19 protein-coding genes and 1 pseudogene are annotated in these 16123 nt (G+C 43.5%); 19 read left to right on the forward strand and 1 reads right to left on the reverse strand.

The window, feature by feature from the left end; genetic code table 11:
- From DWX28_RS17555 to DWX28_RS17585, 7 genes are all read left to right on the forward strand, one after another.
- Window positions 1-1277: hypothetical protein (locus tag DWX28_RS17555; protein ID WP_118254347.1), on the forward strand; the 1277-nt coding region annotated here is incomplete at its 5' end.
- Between the two features lie 170 nt (window positions 1278-1447).
- A complete protein-coding gene (locus DWX28_RS17560; protein ID WP_117457903.1) occupies window positions 1448-1930 on the forward strand; it encodes a PcfB family protein in 483 nt (160 codons plus the stop codon).
- A 119-nt stretch (window positions 1931-2049) separates the two neighbouring features.
- The gene (locus tag DWX28_RS17565) at window positions 2050-3909 is read left to right on the forward strand and encodes a VirD4-like conjugal transfer protein, CD1115 family (RefSeq protein WP_243002481.1); all 1860 of its coding nucleotides are present in this window, start codon (window positions 2050-2052) and stop codon (window positions 3907-3909) included.
- Between the two features lie 241 nt (window positions 3910-4150).
- Window positions 4151-4309, forward strand: a complete 159-nt coding sequence (locus DWX28_RS17570; protein WP_005426591.1) for a Maff2 family mobile element protein — start codon at window positions 4151-4153, stop codon at window positions 4307-4309.
- A gap of 157 nt (window positions 4310-4466) precedes the next feature.
- Entirely contained in the window at window positions 4467-4739 is a 273-nt protein-coding gene (locus tag DWX28_RS17575) for a helix-turn-helix domain-containing protein (protein WP_118049620.1), read from the forward strand.
- Window positions 4699-5076, forward strand: coding sequence for a TnpV protein (locus DWX28_RS17580; RefSeq protein ID WP_118049619.1), 378 nt, complete (start codon window positions 4699-4701; stop codon window positions 5074-5076). Before DWX28_RS17575 ends, DWX28_RS17580 begins: the two co-directional genes overlap by 41 nt.
- Window positions 5077-5105: 29 nt before the next feature.
- Window positions 5106-6068: a DUF3658 domain-containing protein gene (locus DWX28_RS17585; RefSeq protein WP_005927687.1), complete on the forward strand. Its 963-nt coding sequence runs from the start codon at window positions 5106-5108 to the stop codon at window positions 6066-6068.
- A 61-nt stretch (window positions 6069-6129) separates the two neighbouring features.
- Here DWX28_RS17585 and DWX28_RS17590 read toward each other — a convergent pair whose 3' ends face one another.
- Window positions 6130-6936, reverse strand: a complete 807-nt coding sequence (locus tag DWX28_RS17590; protein WP_005924756.1) for a helix-turn-helix domain-containing protein — start codon at window positions 6934-6936, stop codon at window positions 6130-6132.
- A gap of 483 nt (window positions 6937-7419) precedes the next feature.
- On the opposite strand from DWX28_RS17590, the gene DWX28_RS17600 reads away from it, so the two are divergent.
- The 12 genes and pseudogenes from DWX28_RS17600 to DWX28_RS17660 form a co-directional block, all read left to right on the forward strand.
- Window positions 7420-7608 carry a hypothetical protein gene (locus tag DWX28_RS17600; RefSeq protein WP_005927683.1) on the forward strand — a complete coding sequence of 63 codons (189 nt, stop codon included), beginning with the start codon at window positions 7420-7422 and terminating at the stop codon, window positions 7606-7608.
- Window positions 7605-7946, forward strand: a complete 342-nt coding sequence (locus DWX28_RS17605; RefSeq protein WP_005927681.1) for a DeoR family transcriptional regulator — start codon at window positions 7605-7607, stop codon at window positions 7944-7946. Before DWX28_RS17600 ends, DWX28_RS17605 begins: the two co-directional genes overlap by 4 nt.
- Complete coding sequence (locus DWX28_RS17610) at window positions 7939-8235, forward strand: DUF3847 domain-containing protein (protein ID WP_005927679.1); 297 nt, start codon at window positions 7939-7941, stop codon at window positions 8233-8235. The genes DWX28_RS17605 and DWX28_RS17610 overlap by 8 nt, the downstream gene beginning before the upstream one ends.
- Before the next feature lie 294 nt (window positions 8236-8529).
- Window positions 8530-8850 (forward strand): TfoX/Sxy family protein, encoded by a 321-nt coding sequence (locus DWX28_RS17615; protein WP_109258346.1) that lies wholly within the window; start codon window positions 8530-8532, stop codon window positions 8848-8850.
- A 31-nt stretch (window positions 8851-8881) separates the two neighbouring features.
- Window positions 8882-9400, forward strand: a complete 519-nt coding sequence (locus DWX28_RS17620) for a signal peptidase II (protein WP_109258347.1) — start codon at window positions 8882-8884, stop codon at window positions 9398-9400.
- 186 nt (window positions 9401-9586) lie between these two features.
- On the forward strand, window positions 9587-11167 hold the full coding sequence (gene mobQ, locus DWX28_RS17625) for a MobQ family relaxase (protein WP_118254350.1): 1581 nt from the start codon (window positions 9587-9589) through the stop codon (window positions 11165-11167).
- A 65-nt stretch (window positions 11168-11232) separates the two neighbouring features.
- Entirely contained in the window at window positions 11233-11877 is a 645-nt protein-coding gene (locus DWX28_RS17630) for a CHC2 zinc finger domain-containing protein (protein WP_118049617.1), read from the forward strand.
- Window positions 11846-13183, forward strand: coding sequence for a virulence-associated E family protein (locus DWX28_RS17635; protein ID WP_118049616.1), 1338 nt, complete (start codon window positions 11846-11848; stop codon window positions 13181-13183). The genes DWX28_RS17630 and DWX28_RS17635 overlap by 32 nt, the downstream gene beginning before the upstream one ends.
- 241 nt (window positions 13184-13424) lie before the next feature.
- A complete protein-coding gene (locus DWX28_RS17645; RefSeq protein WP_003020324.1) occupies window positions 13425-13622 on the forward strand; it encodes a hypothetical protein in 198 nt (65 codons plus the stop codon).
- Window positions 13623-15293, forward strand: a complete 1671-nt coding sequence (locus DWX28_RS17650) for a recombinase family protein (RefSeq protein ID WP_117547919.1) — start codon at window positions 13623-13625, stop codon at window positions 15291-15293.
- 89 nt (window positions 15294-15382) lie between these two features.
- Window positions 15383-15466 (forward strand): annotated as a pseudogene (locus tag DWX28_RS17655) (Maff2 family mobile element protein); the annotation flags it as partial.
- Window positions 15467-15470: 4 nt separating this feature from the next.
- Window positions 15471-16123 (forward strand): VirB6/TrbL-like conjugal transfer protein, CD1112 family (locus DWX28_RS17660; protein WP_118254352.1); only part of this gene is annotated, 653 nt, incomplete at its 3' end.

The raw sequence follows: 16123 nt of genomic DNA on the forward strand, positions 1-16123 counted from the left end.
AGCACATTTTGTTGAAGTTTCTTTATATTTTATTTTATCTAGCACAACAAGTTAATTTATGTATTTATGATAATTTAATTAGATTAGATGTCAAGGAATATTACGGAAGAATATATACACATAATATAGATTTTAATGGACATGGAGAAAGATATCTTTCAAATATGAATTGCGGTGAAACTAATGGTTTACTGATGGGAAATTACATATCATTGTACTTTGCAGAGAGCATATTAAGTAAAATAAGTGTCTCTATAGAAAATATGCTTATGGAGCAGAATATTGATTGTATTTTTTCGTATTTTTCAGATGATTTTTACTTTTTCTGCAATAAAGAAGATAACGATGGAATTATATCAATTTTTGATAAAGTATTAGAGCAGTTTGATTTGGAAAGAAGTGATAAAAAAGAAATATGGACCTATGAGACTTTTAATAACCATAATGTTGTTGCAAGATATTGGAAAAAAGTAGTTGCACATTGCAATACGCATTTTAGCAATGAAAAGACGGATAATAAACTTTGCTTTATTAATCAAATGGTATACCGTATGTCTAAATTAGATGATTACAAATTGAAGAAGGTATTTATTAATAATCTATTTAAAATAAAGTATTTTCGAGAATTGCCATTAGGAAAATTCCAGGTTAAAGAATATGATTATCATCAGCTGTGTTTTTTATTGAAATATTCGCCAGAATCAATGTTATATGCTGCTGACAGATTTGCAGAAATGCAGAATTTTGATAAAAACAAATTAACTCAATTCTTTAAGGTAAGATATAAGGAATGTTTAAGAAATAATTATAATGAGGAACAATTATATTATTTCTATGCAATTTCTGTATTTGGTTTTAATGAAATATTGCAAGAATACAGTGGGGCAGTAGCAAAATCATGTAATCAAATACTAATATCATATTACTTAAAAGATCATTTGTTTAAGGAAGAAGAAATAAATTATTTAAGAACGTGTACACAAGAATCCTATTGGTTGCAGAACTATCATTTAATTTTGTATTCACCAGATTTAATGTCTGATCTTGAGGAAAGTATAGAAAAATATCTTATTCCACAAAAAATAAAGAGAGCTTTATGTACAAAAGTAAGAATGCAAAATCAAAGAATAACATACTTGGAATTTTATAAGGAAAATTTATCACAGAATAAAGCAATTATAAGAGATATTGATATGGTAAAAGCGGAAATCCTTGAATATTTGGAACTGAAAATACAAGAAAGCGAAGAAATGTTTGAATTAGAAGAGGATGAATAATGCAGGGAAGAAGTCATAGTTAGCACTATGGCTTTTTCTTATGAATAAAAGAATACTTCTCGACAATTTGTCGGGAAGTGGAAAGGAGCCAAATTCCAATGAAAATATATCTCCCCCATCTGTTAGTTCCACCATAATTTGCTGATCAGAATCGAAAGGAGGCGTGCAAATTGCAGGAAGAAGTTACACAGAAAACAATCGCATTGTCGGTTAAAACTGCAAGAGTGACTGCCGACGTGTTAAAAAATATGCTGCGGAAGTATCTGTCAGGACAGAAGCAAAAGGGAAAGAATCCTTACAAGGTTGGAAAACAGTCATACAAAGAATTGAAAAGCCAGGGTTCTGGTTTATCCAATATTGAAATCACAGATGGAAATATCAAGTCTTTTGAGCGTGTGGCGAAGAAATACCGCTTAGATTTTGCCTTGAAAAAAGACAGTTCGACCAAGCCACCGACTTACTATGTGTTCTTTAAAGGGCAGGATACAGAAATGATGAATCTGGCATTTAAGAAATATTTGGGTGTACAGATGAATAAAAAGGATAAACCATCTATTATGAAAAAACTTATGCACTTTAAGGATGCTGTGTCTAAAGGAAAGAACAGAGAACGAGCAAGAGAACAGCAGAAAGACAGAGGGCAGAGTTTATGACGGAGAAAAAACAGCAGCATAAGAAGAAAAGAGGAAAAGTTCAGCATATCAGAGGCTCTCCGAAAAAGAGAAAAATATCTGGAAAAGCTTTTTTTTCTTCAGAGAGTATCCCAGGAAAAATGCTTGCGGATGTGAAAAATCTGATTACGGACAAGGCAAGTGAATTGAAGAGGGCAGATCAGAAAAAGCTGTTTTTAGCTAATTTCCCCTATCTGATGTTTGCTTATTTTTTCAATAAGATTGCCTGGCTGTATAGGGTAAACACCGGAGCAACTTCCTGGGATAAATTTATGAATACCATTACTTATTTTGAACTGGCGTTTCAGAATCTCTGGCCAAGTTTGAATCATATAGATTTGTTGTGTGGAATCGCAGGCGGCGTGGTTGTAAAGCTTATTATTATTTACCGCACGAAAAATGCCAGGAAATATCGACTGGGTGTGGAGTATGGTTCTGCCAGATGGGGAACAGAAAAAGATATACGACCATATGCTGATCCTGAATTTGAAAATAATATTATTCTCACAGAAACAGAGAGTCTTACTATGTCAAGCAGACCAAAGAATCCGAAATACGCCAGGAATAAAAACATTCTGGTAATTGGCGGTTCCGGTTCTGGAAAAACCAGATTTTTTGTAAAGCCTAACATTATGCAGATGCACAGCTCTTATGTGATTACTGATCCGAAGGGAACTGTGCTTCTGGAGGTTGGCAGTATGCTGGCAAAAGGCAGTCCGATGACGGATGAGAATGGAAAAATCGTGCGGGACAAAGAGGGAAAAATTATATACGAACCGTATAAAATCAAAGTTTTGAATACAATTAATTTCAAAAAATCCATGCACTATAATCCATTTGTATATATCCGCAGTGAAAAAGATATTCTAAAACTGGTAACAACCATTATTGCTAACACCAAAGGTGAAGGGCAGCAATCGGGTGAGGATTTTTGGGTAAAGGCGGAAAAACTCTATTATTGTGCCCTGATTGGTTATATCTGGTATGAAGGCAGGGAAGAAGAAAAAAATTTTAATACTCTGTTGGAAATGATCAATGCGTCAGAAGCCAGGGAAGATGATGAGAATTTCAAGAATCCAGTGGATCTGATGTTTGATGAACTGGAGCAGAAAGACCCGAACCATTTTGCGGTAAGGCAGTACAAAAAATACAAGCTGGCTGCAGGTAAGACAGCAAAATCTATTCTGATCAGTTGTGGTGCAAGACTCGCACCCTTTGATATTGCGGAACTGCGGGAGCTTATGAGTTATGACGAACTGGAACTGGATCTGGTTGGTGACAGGAAAACTGCATTGTTTGTTATTATTTCAGATACCGATGATACCTTTAATTTTATTGTTTCTATTATGTACACACAGCTTTTTAATCTGCTCTGTGACAGAGCTGATGATGTATATGGAGGCAGACTTCCAATTCATGTGCGGTGTCTCCTGGACGAGTTTGCGAACATCGGACAAATTCCTAAATTCGAAAAACTGATTGCTACGATTAGAAGCCGGGAAATCTCAGCTTCTATTATTTTGCAGTCAAAGTCTCAGCTTAAGGCAATTTATAAGGATAATGCCGATACCATCGAAGGGAACTGTGATACGACCTTATTCCTGGGTGGAAAGGAAAAAACGACATTAAAGGAAATAGCGGAGATTTTGGGAAAAGAAACCATAGATCTTTATAACACATCGGATACGAGAGGCAGTCAGCGGTCTTATGGAATGAACTACCAGAAAACAGGAAAGGAGTTGATGAGCCAAGATGAAATAGCAGTCATGGACGGGGGAAAATGTATTCTGCAGGTGAGAGGTGTCAGACCATTTTTCTCAAATAAATACGATATTTGCAAACATAAAAACTACAAATATCTGTCCGATTATGACAAAAAGAATACCTTTGATATTGAAAAATATCTGAGTACTAATCTGATACTGAAACCAGAGGATGAAGTGGAATTGTATCAGATGTAACTTCTCGACAAATTGTCGGGAAGTGGATCATGGGAGGAAATCATGAATAATTTGGAAAAAAGGAACAGTCGGTATCCATCGACGAAAATGAATATACCGACTGTACGTGTGAGGGATTTTCCAAGTAGAAAATCCTATGCTTAGTGTAGCACAAAAGGCAGGGTTTATATAGTGTTTTCTTCCCTTTCTGGAAAAAATCTAAGAAAGGACTGGAAAATGTAAGTTTTCCAAAGGTACACTTATGGCATTTTTTACAACGGCAATTACGACCTTAAAAACATTGGTTTGTGCGATCGGAGCCGGACTTGCAGCCTGGGGAGTGATCAATCTGCTGGAAGGATATGGAACGGACAATCCGGGTGCAAAGTCACAAGGGATAAAACAGTTCATGGCTAATTAGTTGGAACAAAAAACGAAAGGAAAAGCACAATCCAGACGGTATCAGCGGCAGGCTACAAGAATAAATTGTGATTTCACAAGATTGGTGCTATAATAAGAGAAAAGTTCCTGCCGGGGCAGCCGCCCCGGTGGTATAGATAGAAAGGCAGGAAAACAATATGCACATCAGCTATAAGCCACTCTGGCACACACTGTTAGAGCGTGATATGAGAAAAGAGGATTTAAGGCTTGCCGCTGGTATGACAACAAATATGATTGCCAATATGAGCAAAGAGGGAAAGCACATCAGCATGGATACATTAGCCCGTATCTGCGAAACGCTGAATTGTGAGATTACCGATGTGATTGAGTTAGTACCAGACGAGCCTGCTTCCACAGGAGGTAAGGAACATGAGCGAATTGAAACCAAGAATAACGGAAAACAGAATTGATTATATCCTTGTCGGAGATTATTACATCCCGGACTTGAAACTGCCGGAGGAACACCGCCCTATCGGAAAGTACGGACGGATGCACCGGGAATATTTAAGGGAAGTCCACCCAGCCAGATTGAATACATTGATACTGACCGGGGAATTGTGGACATATCTTGCAGACCTGAACGAACAGGCACAGGAACGGTTAGACACCATCATGGAGCAGATGAAAACTGCCGAGGGCGTAACCGAGGAATTGAAGCGTACCCACCAAATGGAATGGGTGCAGCGTTGCAATAACATTCATAACCGGGCAGAAGAAATTGTTTTGCATGAGATGATTTATTCATAACGGGAGCAATTAAATCGGAGGTATATAAGATGATTGAAATTGTATTTGGTGAAAGTGCCTGTGGAAGTTTGAAAATTGCCCAAACTTACGGCAAGGGAAAGTATAGAGGAAGTGCTGTTTCAATATTTATGAGGCATGAAGACGGGAGTGTTCCATCTTCAGATGAAATGAAAAAAGCACAGCTTCAAGCACAGGAACAAGAACGCATTGCTTGGGAGAATGCTATTCCATTGGGAGGCAAGAGCTGTGATGTTTATTGTTTTGATATGGCTCTTAGTGTGGGAGATATTTCTGATAATGGAATTGGCGAACAGCGGAAAAATGTTTTCAAGAAAATGCTGTCTGTCTGCTTTGTAGAGGATTTAGATTATCAGGTTGAAGAAAAAATACAGAAAATTAAAACTACATTGACCTCAGTGATTGAACGATATGTAGCTGGGGAAGAAATTCGCATTTGGTATAGCTATAATCCAGATGAGCTTTGTGGTATGTATTGGCTTATGAAACAACTTCAACCCTTAAACTGCCAGACAACAATTTATTTGGTTAAGTTACCTACATGGGAATATGGAAAAGAAAATACTATGACATCCAAAATAGCATGGGGCGAGGTCTCTCCTGGCGAATGGGGAAACTATATAACTCTACAAGAGAAAGCTAATCCTGTATTTCTTTCAGCTTGTGCTATGAAATGGAATCAACTTCAAAATGAAAATGCACCTTTGCGTGCAATGTTAAATGGTAAATTGCAAAGCGTTTCAGAAGATATATATGATAGTTTCATTCTTCGTGAAATTGCGGAACAGCCAGAGCAATTCAAAATGGCTATTGTCATAGGTAATGTTTTAGGAAAATATCAACTTGGAATTAGTGATGTATGGATTTCCAATCGCATTGATAAAATGCTTGAAGATGGTGTGTTGGAAATTATACAGGACGCACCAAAGGGAGAAACAAATTATCGCCGAATATTAAGAAAACGAATGAAGTAATAACCACAGCACAAACCGCTGCTACATGGAATCCAACAAACCATGCAACAGCGGTTTTCCTTTACCGTTTTTTCCTCTGGTTGATAGGCGTTCCCGTTTTCTTTGATTTTTGGAGAATCCGAATAAGCCAGCGAAATTCTTCATCTGACAGATTTTTATAGTTGATACCGAGCTGCTTGCAGTAAAGCACTGCCAGTTTTTCCAAACGGCTGCCCTTGAAATTTTCGACCGCTTCCAGATTTTCTTTCAGTTCATTGGCAACAGTGGTCTGGGGCGCACTCTCACTATCCTTTTTATGGGTTTCCCGAATATCCCGGATAATCAGGTTTAGGTCATCCAGAACCATGTGGCTGAAATATTCATCATCACTGATATGGGCGGCTTGCAGCACTTTCAAATGTGGGTCATCTTCGCCAGGGCGATACCGTTCTATGATTTCATGTCGGACAGTATCGACAAGGGTGTTGAGGTTTTGAATCTGCATGGTGGCAATCCCATCCACATAAATCTCAATGTCCGCAAGAAACTTGATAAAGTCCTTATGGGTGGCAAGTTCGCAGAGCAGACGGTTGTTGATCCGACCGCTTTTCAGAAGTGCAACCATTTCATCGTTCAAATGCAGCTCCGTCAGTGGCGTGTTGATCTGCTCCCTGTTCTCTGTCCGGCACAGCAGATAATCGACGGAAACCCCATAGAAGTCTGCCAGCGTGATAAGGTTGCCATGATTGATTTCCTTAAAATCTTCTTTTTCATAACTGCCAAGGGCTGATTTAGAAATACCCGTTAGTTTTGATAGTTCTTCCAGATTTAAGCCTTTGTCCTTGCGGAGTTCCCAAAGGCGTTCCTGTATGCTTGTTGCTCCTTTCATGGGCACACGCTCCTTTCCAACGGTTTCATTGCTGCCGCTTATCTGGATTATATCACACTTTCCGTAATCGTGGAAATTTCTGATTTTTACCCTTAATTCCTACTTTGTGGACATACGGCACAGGGCACAAAAATGTTCTATGATACAGGTAGTTCATCGATGGATTATTCCAATCGAATGACCAGCCTGTGTGGGATATGCTTCCCCGGCGATGTAGCGCCATGAATTTTGGCAGGGATATGGAGGAACCCTGACCAAAACGAGCGTACCAAAGGGAGCGATACGCCGCTGTGAGATTCAGGGGAGGAACGACACCGGGGAGAACTGGCGAACTGACACCGAAATGATACCGAAACACAACAATCTGATAGGGGGACAGTCTACCCTATCGCTGATACTTCGGGAGATTTTAAGCGGCTCTATGGCTGTAATTTTACCGAAAATCGCCCCGAAACCATACACTAAAACGGGAGGAAGCGCAATATGCCGAGAATGAGCAAAAAGAGGAAGTATGAGCTTTCCTTTTACCTCAATGACCGGGGGCGTGTCACTTACAACGAATTATGCCGGAAATGCCAGCATGGGTGCAAGCAGAGCTTCCGGGCGGTTGTGATTGACTGCCCCTGTTATTTATCCAAACGAGCAAAGAAAAAGGAGGAACACACAGAATGAATTTTGAATTTATGACGATAGACACACCATTGCCGCCCTGTATGCCTTTTCCCAGAGCGTTGACAGGATTTCCAGTCAGCAGCACCGCAAAGGTCATGTACTGCCGGATGCTGGACGCTATGCTCTCCAAAGGGCAGGAGGACGAGAACGGAATCCTCTTTGTCTGCTTCCCTGTCACAGCCATTGCCGCAGTCCTGTCCCGCAGCTCCATGACGGTCAAGCGTTCTCTGAATGAACTGGAAACTGCCGGACTTATCATGCGGGTGCGTCAGGGCATTGGAGAACCAAACCGGATTTATGTGCTGATACCGGGAAAGGAGGACGCTGCCCTTGCCTGATACCTCAAAGCTGGAAAAACTCAATCGGGAGTTGGAAAAAAGCGAAAAGAAACTGCGGAAAGCCATCAATGATGAAAAGGCATTGCAGCACCAGTTGAAACAGCTTACCCGAAAGGAACGGACGCACCGGCTCTGTACCCGTGGCGGTATGCTGGAAAGTTTTCTGCAAGAGCCGGAACGCCTGACAGATGATGATGTCATGCTGTTGTTGAAACTCATTTTTCACAGACAGGACACGCAGGAACTATTGAAAAAACTGCTGGAACGGGAGATGCCGGAACCCCCTTAGTTTACTAAGGGCGCAATTATACACCACCCAGAGGTTGGTGCATTGCGTTCTCCGAAGGCTCCTCGCCGGAGGGCTGTGATTTTCCGCAGTCATGGTCTGCTCCAAATCAAACAGGGGACGCTACGCTTCCCCTGCGCTGGCTGCCGCCAGCTACCCTTTTGTGGACTTGCCATCTGGGGACACCTTGCGTTGCAAGCTGTTCCCAGCCGACAAGTTTCATAAAATATGCTATCTTTTCGATAAGCAATAAAGTATAATGAAGTCAGTAATAAATTTAGAAATTGAGGTAAAGTTATGGCATCCAGCAAAGAATATTTAGAATTTATTTTAGGTCAGTTATCTGACTTGAATGAAATTACCTATCGAGCTATGATGGGCGAATTTGTCATTTATTATTGTGGTAAGATTGTAGGCGGTATCTATGATGATAGATTACTTGTCAAACCAGTAAAATCAGCAATAAGTTATATGCCAACGGTTTCGTATGAGTTACCTTACGAGGGAGCAAAAGAAATGTTGTTGGTAGATGAAGTTGATAATAAAGAGTTTTTGACAGGATTGTTTAATGCTATGTATGAAGAATTGCCTACCCCTAAATCGAAAAAGAAGAAATAATAAAATAATAATTTGAGAGGAAGTATTACTGATGGAAAAGTTTAAGCCGTTTATTATACCTGTGGCATTATTGGTTCTAATTGACCAGATGGTTAAAATAGTAATTTCAAAAGTATTTATGAAATACGAATTTGATATAATAGCCAAAGTTTTAAGATTTAATCCAGAACTAAATACTCGTTTATCTTATGCTGGCAATTTCTTCGAATTATTATCAAGTCCGTTTGTTACCATTTTATTGAATGTGTTTGTTTTGTTCCTCTTTTTATCAGGATATATGCTATATCAGGCAAAAAGAGCACATACAAGTTTTTGGGTAAAAATGATAATGATTTGTGGCATATCGGGATGTTTATGTAGCTTGATTGATAAGGTGTTTTGGGGTGGAAGTTTAGATTTTTTGCAGATACCTACCCTTTTTATTTTTGATTTGAAAGACTGCTATCTTACAGTTGCAGAAGTTATATTTGTTGTTATTGGAATTTTGAATAGCAAAGAAATATCGGTTAAAGAGTATTTACATTTTTGTTGTAACAAATTTAGCTTGTAAACTTCTGGTTTATTATTTCTTATACATCGGGTCAACTTGTCCCGAACTTTCACAACTAAATACCCGCCACCTACAAAGCGGCACACCGAGCAGGAAATCTAAAAAAGATCTCCTGCTTTTTTTCTGCCAAAAATGAGGTGGTAAAACTCCACCCCATCCACCAAGCATAGAAAGGAGGGACACAAAATGCCATGTCCACACAACGAAATTTCTATTGTACAGCGAAGCCAACAGCAGTCTGCGGTTGCCGCCGCTGCCTACCAGAGCGGCGAAAAGCTGTTCTGTGAATACGACCAGGAAGTGAAGCACTACCCGGAAAAGCGTGGTATCGTCCACAATGAAATCCTTCTTCCGGCAAATGCCCCACAGAAATATGCAGACCGCAATACCCTATGGAACGCCGCCGAAGCGGTGGAGAAACAATGGAACTCCCAGCTTGCAAGGCGGTGGGTGCTTACCATCCCCAGAGAGATACCGCCTGACCAGTACGCTGTCCTTGTACGGGAGTTTTGTGAGCAGCAGTTTGTTTCCAAAGGCATGATTGCTGATTTTGCAATCCATGACCCCCATCCGCCGGGACACAATCCCCACGCCCATGTCCTGCTCACTATGAGGGCAATGGACGAACATGGGAAATGGCTTCCCAAGAGCCGCAAGGTTTATGACCTTGACGAGAATGGGGAACGGATCAAACTTCCGTCCGGAAGATGGAAAAGCCACAAGGAGGATACGGTTGACTGGAACGACCAGAAGTATTGTGAAATCTGGCGGCATGAATGGGAGGTCATCCAGAACCGCTATCTGGAAGCCAATGACCGCCCGGAGCGTGTGGACTTGCGTTCCTATGCCAGACAGGGGCTTGATATAGTCCCCACTATCCATGAGGGAGCTGCTGTCCGGCAGATGGAAAAGCGGGGTATCCAGACGAATATCGGAAACCTGAACCGGGAAATCAGAGCTGCCAACAATCTGATGAAGTCCATCCGGCAGCTTATCCAAAACCTCAAAGGCTGGATTACCGAGCTGGGCGAAAAACGGAAAGAGCTGCTTGCACAAAAGGCGGCGGAGGAAGCAACACTTCTTCCCAATCTGCTGATGAAGTATATGGAGATACGAAAGGAAGAACGGAAGGACTGGACAAGGGCTGGACAGAACCGGGGGACTTCACAGGACTTAAAGGCAGTCAGCGAAGCCCTGTCCTATCTCCGGCAAAAGGGGCTTTCCACTGTGGAGGACTTAGAAGCATTTCTGGAATCTTCCGGGAAATCAGCCGCAGATTACCGCAATCAGATGAAGCCAAAGGAAGCCCGCAGCAAAGTGATTGACGGGATTCTTGCCAGCCGGACAGACTGCAAAGAATGTAAGCCCGTCTATGAGAAATACCAGAAGATATTTTTCAAGAAAACAAAGGAGAAATTCAAACAGGAACACCCGGAGGTTGCCCGGTATGAGAAAGCCACCGCCTACCTTGCCAAACACCCGGACGATAAGGATAGTACCCAAAAGGAGCTGCAAGAGGAGCAGGAAACACTTCTCAGCGAAATCGCAGAACTGAAAGTACCGCTGATCGAGGTACAGGAGGATTTGAAGAAGCTGCGGGACATCCGCTACTGGGTACGGAAAGCCACACCCGGCACAGAAGAAAGCAAAGAGCCGCCCAAGAAGCAGTCCCTCAAAGAAGTCTTGCAGGATAAGGCTGACGAGAAAAAACCACAAAGAACCGCCTCGGCACAGACGAAACACAGACAACAGGATATGGAACTTTAACAGGCACTTGCCATTTTCAATCAGAGAATGTCAGGTGCTTTTCTTATTTTCAAGGAGGGATAGATTTGAATGTATTTGAAGCTGTGAAGCAGTCCGTCACAACAAGACAGGCTGCGGAGCATTATGGAATCCATGTAGGTCGGAACGGGATGGCTTGTTGCCCGTTCCATAACGATAAAACCCCAAGCATGAAGCTGGATCGGCGTTACCACTGCTTCGGCTGCGGTACGGACGGGGATGTGATTGATTTTACCGCCGCCCTGTATGGGCTGGGAAAGAAAGAAGCCGCCGTACAACTGGCACAGGACTTTGGAATTTCCTATGAGGACTGGAAACCGTCGGGAAAGGTAAAAAAGCCCAAGCCCCGGCAGAAATCCCCGGAGGAACAGTTTCAGGAAGCAAAGAACCGCTGCTCCCGTATCCTTGCCGATTATCTCCACCTGCTTCGGGCATGGAGAAAGGATTATGTCCCGCACTCCCCGGAGGAAGCCTTTCATCCCCGGTTTGTGGAAGCCTTACAGAAGCAAGCCCAAGTGGAATATCTGCTGGATGTGCTGCTGTTCGGGGAGACAGAGGAAAAAGCGGCTTTGATTACGGACTACGGAAAGGATGTGATACAGCTTGAACAACGAATGGCAGAGTTTGCAGCCGCAGACGCAGCAAGAACTAAAAAACACCATGAACGCCATGCAGCTGCCACAGAGCGTTGAGGAAATCAAGGCGGGGCTGGAAACTACCGAGAAAGGCGGTGTCCGTCAGAGCATACGGAACTGCCTGACCGTATTCCAGCGTGACCCTCTGCTTTCCGGGGCTATCGCATACAACATCCTGACCGACCGCAAGGACATCATAAAGCCCATCGGCTTCCACAGAGAAAGCACCGCCCTGAACGATACGGACATGAAGTATCTGCTTCTTTATCTGGAAGAAACCTATGGGCTTACCAATGAGAAAAAGATTGATAATGCCATCGGGATTGTGGCGAATGAAAACAAGTACCATCCCATCCGGGACTATCTCAATACTCTTGTGTGGGATGGGACAGAGCGAATCCGTTTCTGCCTGCGGCACTTTCTGGGGGCGGACGCAGACGATTACACCTATGAAGCATTGAAGCTGTTCCTGCTGGGTGCAATCTCACGAGCCTTTCAGCCAGGGTGCAAATTTGAAATCATGCTCTGTCTGGTAGGCGGTCAGGGGGCTGGAAAGTCCACCTTCTTCCGTCTGCTGGCAGTCCGGGACGAGTGGTTCTCCGATGATTTGCGGAAGCTGGACGATGACAATGTGTACCGCAAGCTGCAAGGTCACTGGATTATCGAAATGTCGGAAATGATGGCAACCGCAAACGCCAAGAGCATTGAGGAAATCAAGTCGTTTTTAAGCCGGCAGAAAGAGGTTTACAAGATACCTTATGAAACCCACCCGGCAGACCGCCCCCGTCAGTGCGTGTTTGGCGGCACTTCCAATGCCCTTGACTTCCTGCCCCTTGACCGTTCCGGCAACCGCCGCTTTATCCCCGTCATGGTGTACCCGGAGCAAGCCGAGGTTCACATTTTGGAGGACGAAGCTGCTTCCAGAGCCTATATCGAGCAGATGTGGGCAGAAGCGATGGAGATTTACCGAAGCGGCAGGTTCAAGTTGGCTTTCAGCCCCGCCATGCAGCGGTATCTCAAAGAACACCAGCGGGATTTTATGCCGGAGGACACCAAAGCCGGGATGATACAGGCGTATCTTGATAAGTACACCGGGAGCATGGTCTGTTCCAAGCAGCTCTACAAGGAAGCCTTGAACCATGCCTTTGACGAGCCGAAGCAATGGGAAATCCGGGAAATCAACGAGATTATGAACCAGTGCATTTCCGGCTGGCGGTACTTCCCGAACCCAAGAATGTTTTCCGAATATGGCAGACAAAAGGGCTGGGAGCGTGAAAACCCGGCAACGGACTCCGGCAACCCGTCTGAAAAAACGATGGACGGTTTTGTGGAGGTCACAGAACAGATGGAGCTTCCGTTCTGAAAATGGCAGCCCGTTGCACCCCCTGTTGCTATCCCGTTGCCGAGCCGGTTGCCGGGGAAAATCCCGAAACTATCGGCTTTTCTCCCCTATGACAACCAAAACAACAGAAAAATAAAAGAAAAGTATAAATAGTAACCATCGCCAGATTGAGATTGTTTGCAAGGTCTTTTGAAGCCCGTTGCCGGACTTCGTTGCCGACACCCTCTGTCTGGCTATTTTCATGTATGGAGGATAACTGCCTATGGCAAAAAACAAAACAGAGATTCATGTTACAACGGTATTTGACGGGGAACTGGACGCAACCGATGTGTTCGTCAGCCTGATTTCCCAGAAATACGGTAAGACAAATACGAAAGAATATCTTGCTAAAAGGAAAGATATGAGCTATAATGAAGATGAGGTTCAAAAGAGCCAGATACCGTCTGGATTGTGTGGGTAAATGGCTATGATGAACGAAATGGAATACAGAACAATCGGTTCGGCACTTGCCGGAGGGTATCGTGCAGCGGTCTATTGCAGGCTGTCAAAGGACGATGACCTGCAAGGCGAAAGTGCCAGTATCGCAAACCAGCGTGATATGCTGGAAAAATACTGCGAAAAGCAGGGATGGGAGGTTGTGGCAGTCTATCAGGACGATGGCTTCACAGGTCTTAATATGGAGCGTCCTGATTTACAGAGAATGTTGAGAGCCATTGAGCGCAGGCAAATCAACCTTGTCATCACGAAAGACCTCAGCCGACTGGGGCGTAACTATCTGCAAACCGGGCATTTGATTGAGGACTTTTTCCCAAGAAACGGTGTCCGCTATATCGCCATGAATGACGGTATCGACACCCTGCGTGATAACAACGATATTGCCCCGTTCAAGAATATCCTGAACGAGATGTACAGCAAGGATATTTCCAAGAAAGTCCATTCCTCTTATCTTCTGAAAGCGCAGAAAGGACAGTTTACCGGGTGTCTTGCCCCGTTCGGGTATCGGAAAGACCCGGAGGACAAAAACCATCTGCTCATTGACGAGGAAACCGCCCCGATTGTGCGGCTGATTTTCGGATATGCCCTAAACGGTCATGGTCCGAACTATATCCGCAGACGGCTGGAGGAAGAAAAAATCCCCTGCCCCACATGGTGGAACCGGGAACGGGGGCTTCGCAATACCCGCACCAAATGGGAAAAGAAAGACCCGGAAAATGGGCGGTATATGTGGGACTTCTCCGTTATCAAAGACCTTTTGATGAATCCCGTTTACACCGGGGCGATTGCTTCCCAGAAAAAAGACTACCGTTTCAAAATCGGCACGATTGGGGAAAAGAAGCCGGAGGACTGGATTGTGGTGGAGGGACAGCATGAACCGCTGATTGACCGCATGAGCTTTGATATTGTGCAGAACAAGCTGAAATCCCGCCAGCGTCCGGGGCAGACCAATGAAATCAGCCTGTTTGCCGGACTGATAAAATGCGGCGAGTGTGGGAAATCTCTGACGATACGCTACACAAACGCAAAACATCCCCAGCAAATTTATTCCTGCAAGACCTACAATGCCTTTGGAAAGAACCACTGCACCCAGCACCGGATTGATTATGACACCCTTTACAGCCATGTGCTGCGAAAAATCCGGGAATGTGCCAGAGCCGCCCTGATGGACGGGGAAGCGGTTGCCGACCGCCTGACCAATACCTGCGAAGCCGAGCAGCGGAAACAGCGGGAAGCAATGGAACGCTCCCTTACAAGGGACGAGGAACGGATTGAGGTTCTGGACAAAATGGTAATGCGGCTTTATGAGGATATGATTGCAGGGCGTATCAGTGAGCAGAATTTCAACACCATGCTGGAAAAGACACAGACCGAGCAGACGGAGCTTAAAACAAAAGTGTCAGAGGGCAGGAAGCGGCTGTCCGATGAAGTCCAGCTTGCCAATGACGCAAAACAATGGGTGGAAGCCATTCAGGAATACGCCAACATCACAGAGCTGGACGCAGCCACCCTTAACCGCTTAATCAAAGAAATCGTCGTGCATGAGCGCATTGACGAAGATAAAATAAGACACATTTCTATCGAAATTCATTTTAATCTCAAACCCATCCCGGAGGTGGAACAGGTCACTGCCTGACCTGTCCTGCCGGGACGGTTCTCTTAAAAACACCATATAGATTTTTGTACGCCGCCGCCCGCCATCGAGCAGAGTTTTACACCTAATTGGGGATAAAACAGTTGATGGCGGGCGGTGGCATCGTACTGATTGGAATAAACCTGATTCCACAGCTTGCAACTTTGTTTGGATAAATAAATGGGTGGAATAACCGAAAAAATAACAGAGTTCATAAAGGATCTGCTAACAGGCTGGATCACATCAAACCTGGATACCATGTTTACCGATGTAAATACCAAAGTAGAAACGATTGCTGCGGAGGTTGGGAAAACACCCCAAAATTGGAACAGTGGCATTTTTTCCATGATAAAAAATCTGTCGGATAATGTCATTGTCCCCATTGCGGGGATGATTATTACATTTGTACTGTGTTATGAGCTGATTTCCATGATTATGGAAAAAAACAATATGCACGATACGGATACGTTTATGTTTTTCAAATACATTTTCAAGATGTGGGTAGCGGTATATCTTGTTACTCATACTTTTGATATTGCGATGGCAATTTTTGATGTAGCGAATCATGTGGTATCCAATGCTGGCGGTATGATAACCGGTTCCGCATCTATTGATGTTACAGAAGCATTGAAAACGCTTCTTGAAACGCAGATTGAAGATATGGGAATCGGAGAATTACTGGGGCTTGGTCTGGAAACGATGCTGGTCAGTTTATGTCTAAAAATCATATCAGTCCTGATTACCGTCATTTTATATGGACGAATGATAGAAATATATCGCGCGTCCAGAAGCGCCGCTTTTCATCCAAAGGCGGTGTGCGGGCATTTTGGGAA

The organism is Blautia sp. AF19-10LB, from assembly GCF_003461245.1.
In the GTDB taxonomy this organism is placed as follows: Bacteria; Bacillota; Clostridia; order Lachnospirales; family Lachnospiraceae; genus Blautia_A; species Blautia_A intestinihominis.

Bases quoted from the DNA above. Each gene is read 5' to 3' on its own strand.
- DWX28_RS17565 (WP_243002481.1), top strand. From the start codon at position 2,050: ATGCTTGCGGATGTGAAAAATCTGATTACGGACAAGGCAAGTGAATTG.
- DWX28_RS17570 (WP_005426591.1), top strand. From the start codon at position 4,151: ATGGCATTTTTTACAACGGCAATTACGACCTTAAAAACATTGGTTTGT.
- DWX28_RS17575 (WP_118049620.1), top strand. From the start codon at position 4,467: ATGCACATCAGCTATAAGCCACTCTGGCACACACTGTTAGAGCGTGAT.
- DWX28_RS17580 (WP_118049619.1), top strand. From the start codon at position 4,699: ATGAGCGAATTGAAACCAAGAATAACGGAAAACAGAATTGATTATATC.
- DWX28_RS17585 (WP_005927687.1), top strand. From the start codon at position 5,106: ATGATTGAAATTGTATTTGGTGAAAGTGCCTGTGGAAGTTTGAAAATT.
- DWX28_RS17590 (WP_005924756.1), bottom strand. From the start codon at position 6,936: ATGAAAGGAGCAACAAGCATACAGGAACGCCTTTGGGAACTCCGCAAG.
- DWX28_RS17600 (WP_005927683.1), top strand. From the start codon at position 7,420: ATGCCGAGAATGAGCAAAAAGAGGAAGTATGAGCTTTCCTTTTACCTC.
- DWX28_RS17605 (WP_005927681.1), top strand. From the start codon at position 7,605: ATGAATTTTGAATTTATGACGATAGACACACCATTGCCGCCCTGTATG.
- DWX28_RS17615 (WP_109258346.1), top strand. From the start codon at position 8,530: ATGGCATCCAGCAAAGAATATTTAGAATTTATTTTAGGTCAGTTATCT.
- DWX28_RS17620 (WP_109258347.1), top strand. From the start codon at position 8,882: ATGGAAAAGTTTAAGCCGTTTATTATACCTGTGGCATTATTGGTTCTA.
- mobQ (WP_118254350.1), top strand. From the start codon at position 9,587: ATGCCATGTCCACACAACGAAATTTCTATTGTACAGCGAAGCCAACAG.
- DWX28_RS17635 (WP_118049616.1), top strand. From the start codon at position 11,846: ATGAACGCCATGCAGCTGCCACAGAGCGTTGAGGAAATCAAGGCGGGG.
- DWX28_RS17645 (WP_003020324.1), top strand. From the start codon at position 13,425: ATGGCAAAAAACAAAACAGAGATTCATGTTACAACGGTATTTGACGGG.
- DWX28_RS17650 (WP_117547919.1), top strand. From the start codon at position 13,623: ATGGCTATGATGAACGAAATGGAATACAGAACAATCGGTTCGGCACTT.